General features: G+C 72.0%; 10 protein-coding genes and 2 rRNA genes. 3 read left to right on the plus strand and 9 right to left on the minus strand.

Features of this window, described 5'->3' with window-relative positions:
• Window positions 1-53: 53 nt before the first annotated feature.
• Window positions 54-335: a glutaredoxin family protein gene (locus T328_RS29985; protein ID WP_496499352.1), complete on the minus strand. Its 282-nt coding sequence runs from the start codon at window positions 333-335 to the stop codon at window positions 54-56.
• Between the two features lie 214 nt (window positions 336-549).
• On the opposite strand from T328_RS29985, the gene T328_RS29990 reads away from it, so the two are divergent.
• The 3 genes from T328_RS29990 (at window position 550) to T328_RS30000 (ending at window position 4,108) form a co-directional block, all read left to right on the plus strand.
• Window positions 550-1,551, plus strand: coding sequence for an HAD family hydrolase (locus tag T328_RS29990; protein ID WP_496499353.1), 1,002 nt, complete (start codon window positions 550-552; stop codon window positions 1,549-1,551).
• A 286-nt stretch (window positions 1,552-1,837) separates the two neighbouring features.
• Window positions 1,838-2,656, plus strand: a complete 819-nt coding sequence (locus T328_RS29995; RefSeq protein ID WP_496499354.1) for an ECF subfamily RNA polymerase sigma factor, BldN family — start codon at window positions 1,838-1,840, stop codon at window positions 2,654-2,656.
• Between the two features lie 240 nt (window positions 2,657-2,896).
• A complete protein-coding gene (locus tag T328_RS30000) occupies window positions 2,897-4,108 on the plus strand; it encodes a DUF5667 domain-containing protein (protein WP_496499355.1) in 1,212 nt (403 codons plus the stop codon).
• Between the two features lie 15 nt (window positions 4,109-4,123).
• On the opposite strand, the gene T328_RS30005 is transcribed toward T328_RS30000, so the two are convergent.
• The 8 genes from T328_RS30005 to T328_RS30040 form a co-directional block, all read right to left on the minus strand.
• The gene (locus tag T328_RS30005) at window positions 4,124-5,392 is read right to left on the minus strand and encodes a lysophospholipid acyltransferase family protein (RefSeq protein ID WP_496499356.1); all 1,269 of its coding nucleotides are present in this window, start codon (window positions 5,390-5,392) and stop codon (window positions 4,124-4,126) included.
• The gene (locus T328_RS30010; protein WP_496499357.1) at window positions 5,385-6,473 is read right to left on the minus strand and encodes an NAD-dependent epimerase/dehydratase family protein; all 1,089 of its coding nucleotides are present in this window, start codon (window positions 6,471-6,473) and stop codon (window positions 5,385-5,387) included. Before T328_RS30010 ends, T328_RS30005 begins: the two co-directional genes overlap by 8 nt.
• 209 nt (window positions 6,474-6,682) lie before the next feature.
• Complete coding sequence (locus T328_RS30015; protein ID WP_003948845.1) at window positions 6,683-6,781, minus strand: 30S ribosomal protein bS22; 99 nt, start codon at window positions 6,779-6,781, stop codon at window positions 6,683-6,685.
• A gap of 124 nt (window positions 6,782-6,905) precedes the next feature.
• The gene (locus tag T328_RS30020; RefSeq protein ID WP_158691643.1) at window positions 6,906-7,115 is read right to left on the minus strand and encodes a helix-turn-helix domain-containing protein; all 210 of its coding nucleotides are present in this window, start codon (window positions 7,113-7,115) and stop codon (window positions 6,906-6,908) included.
• 128 nt (window positions 7,116-7,243) lie between these two features.
• The gene (locus tag T328_RS30025; protein WP_496499358.1) at window positions 7,244-8,062 is read right to left on the minus strand and encodes a phosphatase; all 819 of its coding nucleotides are present in this window, start codon (window positions 8,060-8,062) and stop codon (window positions 7,244-7,246) included.
• Between the two features lie 108 nt (window positions 8,063-8,170).
• On the minus strand, window positions 8,171-9,340 hold the full coding sequence (locus T328_RS30030) for an acetoin utilization protein AcuC (RefSeq protein WP_496499359.1): 1,170 nt from the start codon (window positions 9,338-9,340) through the stop codon (window positions 8,171-8,173).
• A 66-nt stretch (window positions 9,341-9,406) separates the two neighbouring features.
• Window positions 9,407-9,523: ribosomal RNA gene (rrf, locus tag T328_RS30035) — 5S ribosomal RNA — on the minus strand.
• 112 nt (window positions 9,524-9,635) lie between these two features.
• Window positions 9,636-9,794, minus strand: a 23S ribosomal RNA gene (locus tag T328_RS30040); the annotation flags it as partial.

The following is a 9,794-nucleotide window of genomic DNA, read 5'->3' on the forward strand; positions in this document are numbered from 1 at the left end:
ACAAAGATACTGTCCGCTTTGTCCAGGCAAAGTGACGGGCGTCACCCCCCGCCTCACGACCGCAGCGCCCGCCGCAGCCGCGCCGGGTCCACCCGCCAGAAGTCGTGCTGCTCACCGTCCACGAGGACCACCGGGATCTGCTCCCAGTAGCGGCGGTACAGCTCCTCGTCCCGGGTGATGTCCTTCTCCTCCCAGCCGACCCCCAGCTCCGCGCACACGGACACGACCACCTCGCGCGCCTCGTCGCACAGATGGCAGCCGGGCTTGCCGATCAGGGTCACGGTCCGGTCGGCGGCGGGCGGGGATGCGCCGGTCTTACGTCGCAACAGGCTCATGTCATCGATTGTGCCGCCCGCGAACGCCGTACGGAGCCGCCCGGAACCGAGCAGAGTCGGACAAAGGACGAGCAGCGGACGCACAACGGCTGGATACGGCCGTACAACAGGCGAGCAGAGCCGGGCGGAACCGTCCGGGAGTTCACGCGGGAGTTCACGCGGACGTCCATGGAGGCGCAGCCCCTCGACACCGGCCCGCCCGCCTCGCACCGTTATGCTCGTCGGCATGGTCGCATTCGGATGGCTCACCGCCAGGCGCCGCGCGACCGCGCGCAGCGTCGCGGCCGGCGAGGCCGCGGCCGAGGCGGCGCGCAAGACGTCGCAGGAGTTGGAGCACGCCACGCAGGCGGAGGCGGAGGCGGCCCTCGCGCGAGGCGCGACGGCGGCCGGCCCGCCCGCGGAACCCGCGGATGAAGAGGCGGAGCCGGCCTTCCCCGTCCACGGCGACGTCCACGCGGCGGCCTTCTTCGACCTCGACAACACGGTCATGCAGGGCGCCGCTCTTTACCACTTCGGCCGGGGACTGTACAAGCGCAAGTTCTTCCGCACCCGCGACCTCGCCCGGTTCGCCTGGCAGCAGGCGTACTTCCGCCTCGCCGGCGCCGAGAACTCCGGGCACATGGAGGACGCGCAGTCCAGCGCGCTGTCCATCGTGCAGGGCCATCGCGTCGCCGAACTCATGGAGATGGGCGAGGAGATCTACGACGAGTACATGGCGGAGCGCATCTGGCCCGGCACCCGCGCGCTGGCGCAGGCGCACCTGGACGCGGGCCAGAAGGTGTGGCTCGTCACCGCCGCCCCCGTCGAGACCGCGACCATCATCGCCCGGCGGCTCGGCCTGACCGGCGCGTTGGGCACGGTCGCGGAGTCCGTCGGCGGCGTCTACACCGGCCGGCTCGTCGGCGAGGTGCTGCACGGCCCCGCCAAGGCCGAGGCCGTACGGGCCCTGGCCGCCGCCGAGACGCTGGAGCTGGCGCGCTGCGCCGCGTACAGCGACTCGGCCAACGACATCCCGATGCTCTCCCTCGTCGGGCACCCGTACGCGGTCAACCCCGATGCGCGGCTGCGCAGGCACGCGCGCGAACACGGCTGGCGGCTGCGCGACTACCGCACGGGCCGCAAGGCGGCGAAGGTCGGCATCCCGGCCGCGGCGGGCGTCGGCGCGGTGGCGGGCGGCGCCGCCGCGGCGGTCGCCCTGCAGCGCCGCCGCCGCTGACTCAGCCGCCGGCGGCGCACGGTGACCGATTCCTCCGGGAAAACCTCAACACGCGCGTGAACCAGGCAGTTCGTGTCACTTACCGATCAAACTCAACCCGACGGCCGATACTTGAGGAGTCGTCAATAGGCTGTGGATCGGACGGAAACGGCGATTTGAGCAACTGGAGGTAGCGCGCCCGACACGAAGCGTTATTCTCCTCAGACGCAATCCGGTGCCCGCGCATACCTACGTCGGTCAACGGTCCCGCACTGAACGTGATGGAAGCACTGCCTCTGGGAGTCCCGTGTACCCATACGTCGGGGTTGACGCCTCAGGCCTGGCTACGCTGCGCGCGCAGGTGATCGAGCAACTGCGCCTCTTCTCGCCCGCCCTGGCCGTCGCCGGCGCCGCCGCGAGCCCCGCCGCCGGCCCTGCCGCCGGCCCTGCCGCAGGCCCCGCCTACGCCCTCACCGACGGCAGCGCGGCGGTCGGCAGCAGACGCCGGCAGGCCGGCGGCGCGGGCACCCGCGAGCGCACCGGCAGGCCGGCCGACCAGAGCCAGCCCTCGACCGGCGACAGCCGCCGCATGATGGACCTGGTCGAGCGCGCCCAGTCCGGCGAGACCGAGGCGTTCGGCCGGCTCTACGACCAGTACGCCGACACCGTCTACCGCTACATCTACTACCGCGTCGGCGGCCGGGCGACGGCCGAGGACCTCACCTCGGAGACCTTCCTGCGCGCCCTGCGCCGCATCGGCACGTTCACCTGGCAGGGCCGCGACTTCGGCGCCTGGCTGGTGACGATCGCCCGCAACCTCGTCGCCGACCACTTCAAGTCCAGCCGCTTCCGCCTGGAGGTCACCACCGGCGAGATGCTGGACCCGAGCGAGACCGAGCGCAGCCCCGAGGACTCCGTCCTGGAGACGCTCTCCAACACCGCGCTGCTGGAGACCGTACGGAAGCTCAACCCGCAGCAGCAGGAGTGCGTGACCCTCCGCTTCCTGCAGGGCCTGTCGGTGGCCGAGACGGCCAGGGTGATGGGCAAGAACGAGGGCGCGATCAAGACGCTGCAGTACCGGGCGGTGCGCACCCTCGCCCGGCTGCTGCCGGACGACGCCCGCTGACGGGAAGCGATCACCCGTGAAGGTTGCGATACCCGGGGCGCCTCCGCCGACCGAAGTACTATCAACGCCGTCGCGTAACCCGACTGCCCTGCCCGTCGTTGAGCGGGTAGAAGGGCTTCTTCCGGCGCGAGTTGTCCACCCCGGCTCACTCCTTCGAGTGAATTGGGTCAAGGAGTACAACTATGCGGGCGGGATAGGGAGTCCCACACAGAGACCCCGAGTCGACAGGAGGTGCCGCCCGTGATCGGATCCGTATCGGCACACCGGCGGGCGAACGCCTTCGCCCAGGCCCTTGATGAGGAGTCTCGGGCGCAGCAGGCGGAGGCGCTGGCGGCAGACCCCGAGCAGGCGCGGCTACTCGGTCTCGCGGGGCAACTCGCCTCCGTGCCGGCACCGGCCCTCGACCCCGAGGTCAAGACCGCGCAGCGGACCCAGCTCATCGCCGCCATGGAGGCGATGCTCGCCGAGGACACCGCCGAGGACACCGCGGAGAGCACCGAAGCACCCCTGATCCCCGCCCCCCGCCGGCGCGGCGCCCACCGCGCGGCCGGCCCGCTGTCCCGGCTGCGCCCCCGCTCCCGCCTCTCCCGCGGCGTGGCCATCGGCGGCGTCGGCGTCGGCGTCGCCGCCGGGGCCTTCAGCGCCGCCGCCGCGGTCAGCTCCGACGCCCTCCCGGGCGACACGCTGTACGGCCTCAAGCGCGGCATGGAGGACCTGCGCCGCGGCATGGCCGACGGCGACACCGAGCGCGGCCGCATCTACCTCGACCAGGCGTCCACGCGGCTCAACGAGGCGCGGCGCCTCATGGAGCGCGGTCGCGCCGGCGACCTCGACGCGGATTCCGTGGGCGAGATCCGCGAAGCCCTCGACAACGTACGGCACGACGCCGGCGAAGGCCGCCGGCTGCTGCGTGACGCGTACGACGAGGACGGCTCGCTCGCCCCCATGCAGACCCTCTCCGCCTTCTCCCAGAAGAACGAGCGCAGTTGGCAGCAGCTGCGCGACCGGCTCCCCACCGAGCTGGGCGACCTGGGCGACGAGGTCAGCTCGGTGTTCGACGCCATAAAGCAGGACGTCGCCCCGCTGTCCTCGCTGCTGCCCGGCCCCGAGGAGGACTCCACCCCCGGCGGCGCCGCACCCGGCACCGCGGGCACCGGCGGCACGCGCACCGACACCGAACCGGCCGACCCCGCCCCGTCGCCCACCGCCACGGCCGACGGCGAGCTCGGCGCCGAGCCGAAGCCCAGCGCCACCGAGGAGGGCGGGCTGATCGACGAGGGCGGCCTGATCGGCGGCGTCCTGCCCGACGAGAACGAGTCGGGCGGGCAGGAGACCGGCGACAGCAGCTCCTCGCCCACGGAGGAGGAGTCCGGCAAGAAGAAGCCCGAGGTCACCCTCCCGCCCCTGTTCCCCCTGCGCGACCTGGGCCTCGACTTCGAGGAGGAGGAGTAGCGGCGGGGGTACGGGTCAGAAGAAGACCGACCGCCGTTCGACGAGCAGCTTGTACAGCGTGTGCTGAATCGTCTCGCGCACCTGGTCGGTCAGGTTGAACATCAGCATGGGGTCGTCCGCCGCCTCCGGCGGATAGCCGTCCGTGAAGATCGGCTCGCCGAACTCGATGGTCCACTTCGTCGGCAGCGGTACGGCACCCAGCGCGCCCAGCCACGGGAACGTCGGCGTCAGCGGGAAGTACGGCAGCCCCAGCAGCCGCGCCACGGTCCTGGCGTTGCCGATCATCGGATAGATTTCCTCCGCCCCGACGATCGAGCACGGCACGATGGGTGCCCGCGCCCGCAGCGCCGTCGAGACGAAGCCGCCGCGGCCGAAGCGCTGCAGCTTGTAGCGCTCGGCGAACGGCTTGCCGATCCCCTTGAACCCCTCCGGCATCACGCCGACGACCTCGCCCCGCGCCAGCAGCCGCGCCGCGTCGTCGGCGCAGGCCAGCGTGTGCCCGCCCTTCCGCGCGAGCTGGTTCACGAACGGCAGCGCGAACACCAGGTCGGCCGCGAGCAGCCGCAGATGGCGGTCGGCGGGGTGGTGGTCGTGGACGGCGACCTGGGCCATCAGCCCGTCCCAGGGCAGCGTGCCGGAGTGGTTGCAGACGACGAGCGCGCCGCCGGCGGCGGGGATGTTCTCGACGCCCTTGACCGTCACCCGGAAGTACTTCTCGAAGACCGGGCGGAAGAGCGGCACGAGCACCTGGTCGGTCAGCTCCGCGTCGTAGCCGAACTCGTCGACCTCGTAGTCGCCCGTCAGCCGGCGCCGCAGGAAGCTCAGCGCGTCCGTGGCCCTGCGCTCCCAGCCGCCGCCGAGGAGCCGCGGCAGCACGTCCACGAGGGCGCCCTGCAGCGCCGCCGCGACCGCGTCCGCGGCGTCGGCGCCCGGTGGCCGCGTACGGGCCGCTGAGGCGGCGTGGGAGTCGCGCACGCCGCCGCGGGCGTCGGCGGCGTCGGAGCCGTCGGAGGCGTCGGAGGCGTCGGAGGCGTCGGAGGCGTCGGAGGCGTCGTCGGAGCGTGCGGCCCCCGCGGCCCCGGCTTCCGCCGCGTCCGTACGTTCCGCGCTCCCGCCGGCCGCCGCCCGCTGCCCGCCGGGCAGCGCCGAGAGCGGCGCCTCCGCGCCCGTGGCACCGCCACCGTCGGCCGCGCGCCGCGGCCGGCCCGCGCCGGGGCGGCGGCGTGGTTTGCCGCCGCCGCGGGAGCGGTCGTCGTCGAACGGAATGACCTTCGCGTCAGCCATCGTGCACCGGCTCCTTCGCACCGCCGCCCGCCTTCGCCGGGGACCGTGCGCCGTGCAGCCCCAGCAGTTCGCCGACCGCGTCCACGGCCCGCCGCACCTCACCCGGCGGCAGCAGCCCCGCCGCGCGCCCGGCGGCGAAGTCGGCGAACGCCGCCGCCGTCGAGTACTGCGGGGTGAAGCCCAGCAGCTCGCGCATCTGCGTCGTCTCCACCACCCGCCCGTGGGTCAGCAGCCGGATCTGCTCCGGCGAGAAGTCCGTCATCCCCGCCGTCCGCAGCGCCGACCCGACCCACGTCACCGCGGGCAGCGGCACCGGAACCGTGGGGCGGCCGAGCCGCCGGGCCGCCTGGGACAGCAGGAGCACGCCCTCGCCGGCGATGTTGAACGTGCCGCTGTTGATCGTGCCGCGGCGCGGCTCCCCGGCCGCGAGCAGCAGCACCTCGATGACGTCGTCCTCGTGGACGAACTGCAGCCGCGGGTCGTAGCCGAGGACGGTCGGCAGCGCCGGCAGCGCCAGATACTCGGCCAGGGGCGTATCCACCCGCGGGCCCAGGATGTTGGCGAACCGCAGCACGCACACGGCGACGTCCGGCCGGCGCCGGGCGAACCCGCGCACGTACCCCTCGACCTCCACCGCGTCCTTCGCGAAGCCGCCGCTGGGCAGCGCCTTGGGCGGCGTGCTCTCGGAGAACACCGCGGGGTCGCGGGGCGCAGAGCCGTAGACGCTGGTGGTGGACTTCACGACGAGCCGCCGCACGCGGGGCGCCTGCTGGCACGCGCCGAGCAGCTGCATCGAGCCGATGACGTTGTTCTCCTTGACCGCCGCCCGGCCGCCGCGGGCGAGCGGGGTGCCGGTGACGTCCATGTGCATCACGGTGTCGACGCCGTGCTCGACGAGGATCCGGGCGAGCACGGGGTGGCGGATGTCCGCGGGTACGAAGTCGGCGCCGCCGAGCTGGTGCTCGGGCGCCCGGGCGTCCACGCCGATGACGCGGTCGACGTCCGGCTCCCGCAGCAGCCGGCGGACCAGCCGCCCGACGAGGGGGCGGGCGACGCCGGTGACGAGCACGGTCCTGCCCACTGGCCTTCGCCTGCCTCTCCCTGCCTCGGCCCGCGCACGGCCTGCCCGGTCAACCGTATGGCACGGTACCCGAGCCGCGTCCACGCGACGTCATCCCGGCGTTGCCCCGGCGTTGCGGGACCCGCGTCCAGCCCCCCGCCGCACAACGCACAACCGCCGCCCACCCGCCGGAAAGGCGGGTGGGCGGCGGTACGGGTGCGGGCTACCGCTTACTTCTTGTTGCGGCGCTGCACTCGCGTGCGCTTCAGCAGCTTGCGGTGCTTCTTCTTCGCCATCCGCTTACGCCGCTTCTTGATCACAGAGCCCACGGGTACCCTCGCTCACTTCGCTCCGTCGGGGTGGGCGGGCAAGGGCCCACACGTCTTACAGGGGCCCAAGCCTACCCGGGCGAACAGGATTGACGTAATCGAGGGTGCGCAACCAGCCGACCCGTCAGGCGGACTCCACCCCCACATACGACTCGCGGAGGTATTCGTGCACGGCCTGCTCCGGGACCCGGAAGGACCTCCCCACCCGGATCGCCGGCAGATGGCCGCTGTGCACCAATCGGTACACGGTCATCTTGGACACTCGCATCACCGCGGCTACTTCAGCCACGGTCAGGAACACAACCTCGTTTAGAGGCTTATCACTTGCAGCCATGACACACCTGAACCTTCCGCACATGACGGACACCGGCTTCCCCTCCGGTGCCTCCTCCTCGCATGCGCGCTCCTCCCCAGATTAGGGGCGGGTGATGCAAGTGGGGAAGAGGAGTAGCGATCGCATCGCTACGGTGCCAGACGGGCGTGTTTGAGCACATAGTCGGCCACCGGCCCGTAGCTGTCCGGTTGCGCAGAGTCATCAAGGGGTACCACCACGGACACCCGCCCCTCCGCCTGGGCGACGAAGGGTGCCGGGTCGTCGGCGTCCGCCAGCCCGATGGTCTCGATGCCCAACTGACCAGCCCCGCAGGCCCATCCGTGATCCCCCACCACGAGCCCGGGCAGCGGCCCGCCGGCGTCCGCGGCGGCACGGAGTGCCGCACGCAGGGGAAGCGGAGAGTGAGTATGGACCCCCCTGGTCGCGAGTGGCGCAGAGGGGTCCGGGTCGCTCAGCACGGCGACACCCTCGGGGTAGTTGAGGCGGTATGTACGTACGCCGAATCGGGTCGTTATGTCGACATCTCTGCCCTCACCGGGGGTGAGGACAAGGCACCCAGCCGCCGAGAGCGCCGCAGCCAAGGGGGCGTAGAAACCGAGGAGGCGATCAGGATGACCGGTCCCGAACAGCACCGCCTCGCCGCCGCGGGCGGCGCGGTGCAGCCGCTCGGCGAAGGCGTGCAGAGCGGCGATCGTACGGTCCGGATCGATGACCTCGGTGCCCGAGATCCGGCCCGGATCCCCGCTCGTACCGCAGCGTTCGGCCATCAGCCGCAGCAACTCGGCCACCGACCAGTCACGTTCCGGTTCGAGGCCGAGCAGCACCCGGGGGTCGCGGGCCGCGAACTGCTGATATCTGCGGAGGCTCTTGTCGCGGCTCGTCGCCACCGGCCCGGCGAGTCCCGTCGCCAGCAGATGCGTACGCAACACGGGGTCGTCGGTCAACACCCGACCCACTCTGGCCGCCACTACGGGCGGAACGGGCTGTTTCACGAATATTTCGCCCACAAGGGAAGAGAGCCCCTGGCGCTACGCGGGTGGCGACGGCAACCGCCCTCAGGGCAGCAGCCCGTGCGCCGGGAACACCGCCCGCCGCGTGGCGCGCACCGCACGGTCCAGCGCCGAGGCCGGGTCGTAGCCCGCGTCCCAGTCCGCCCAGGCCGCGTCACGCCCGTCCGTCATCCGGAACGGGGCCTGCTGCCCGGTCCGCCGCAGCGCCTCGGCCCGCCAGCCCTCCGGCACCTCCGTCGCCGGCGGCACGGGGCGGCCGGCGGCGATGGCGCACAGATGCGCCCAGGAGCGCGGCACGACGTCCACGACGGCGTACCCGCCCCCGCCGAGAGCGAGCCACCGGCCGTCCGCGTGTTCGTGCGCGAGGGCATGGCAGGTCTCCATCACCGCGCGCTGCGCGTCGAGGCTCACCGCAAGGTGCGCCAGGGGGTCCTCGGCGTGCGTGTCGGCCCCGTGCTGCGACACGAGCACCTGGGGGCGCCAAGCGGCCAACAGCTCCGGCACGACGGCATGGAACGCCCTCAGCCACCCCTCGTCCCCGGTCCCGGCCGGCAGCGCCACGTTCACCGACCCGCCCTCGGCCGCGTCCCCGCCGGTCTCCTCGGGCCAACCGGTCTGAGGGAAGAGCGTGCGGGGGTGCTCGTGGACGGAAACGGTCAGCACCCGTGGGTCATCCCAGAACGCCGCCTGTACGCCATCACCGTGATGCACGTCCACGTCCACGTACGCCACCCGCTCTACGCCCAACTCCAGCAGCCGGGCGATGGCAAGGGCCGCATCGTTGTAGACGCAGAACCCCGAAGCGGCCCCGGGCATCGCGTGATGCAGCCCGCCGGCGAAGTTCACAGCATGCACCGCACGCCCCTTCCACACGGCCTCCGCCGCCGCCACCGACTGCCCGGCGATCAACGCGGACGCCTCGTGCATCCCCGGGAACGCCGGATCGTCCGCCGTCCCCAGCCCGTACGTGGAGTCGGCCGACTCCGGCGCCGCAGACGCCTGCCGCACGGCGTCGATGTAGTCCTGCCGGTGCACAAGCCGCAACGTCGAGTCCCCGGCCGCGGGCGCCGCGACGACGTCGGCGGCCCCGTCGATCCCCAATTCCTCGACGAGGCGCATGGTCAGCGCCAACCGGACGGGATCCATGGGGTGTTCGGGACCGAAGTCGTACGCGGTCATTGCCCGGTCCCACATCAGGTGCGCGCGCCCACTCATATCGGTCACCGTAACGCACGAAAGCCGCCCCGGGTGAAGAGCCCGGAACGGCTTCCATGAAGAATTGTTCGGCGGTGACCTACTCTCCCACACGGTCCCCCATGCAGTACCATCGGCGCGGTCAGGCTTAGCTTCCGGGTTCGGAATGAGACCGGGCGTTTCCCCAACGCTATGACCACCGAAACCCTAAAGTGGGTCAGCGAACAAGCACACTCTTCAGTTAGGTGAACAAATTCCAGCTGACCCAGCAGCAATAGTTTGCTGTCTGGGAGCCGCACAGTGGACGCAAGCAGCTATGGACAAGCCCTCGGCCTATTAGTACCGGTCACCTCCACCCCTCACAGGGCTTCCAGATCCGGCCTATCAACCCCGTCGTCTACAGGGGGCCTTAACCCCTACAAGGGGGTGGGAGTCCTCATCTCGAAGCAGGCTTCCCGCTTAGATGCTTTCAGCG

The sequence above is a fragment of the Streptomyces sp. CNX435 genome, from assembly GCF_059570575.1.

Excerpts from the sequence above, each read along its gene's own strand:
- T328_RS29985 (WP_496499352.1), bottom strand. The coding sequence starts at position 335 with ATGAGCCTGTTGCGACGTAAGACCGGCGCATCCCCGCCCGCCGCCGAC.
- T328_RS29990 (WP_496499353.1), top strand. The coding sequence starts at position 550 with ATGCTCGTCGGCATGGTCGCATTCGGATGGCTCACCGCCAGGCGCCGC.
- T328_RS30005 (WP_496499356.1), bottom strand. The coding sequence starts at position 5,392 with ATGGCTGACGCGAAGGTCATTCCGTTCGACGACGACCGCTCCCGCGGC.
- T328_RS30020 (WP_158691643.1), bottom strand. The coding sequence starts at position 7,115 with ATGGCTGCAAGTGATAAGCCTCTAAACGAGGTTGTGTTCCTGACCGTG.
- T328_RS30030 (WP_496499359.1), bottom strand. The coding sequence starts at position 9,340 with ATGAGTGGGCGCGCGCACCTGATGTGGGACCGGGCAATGACCGCGTAC.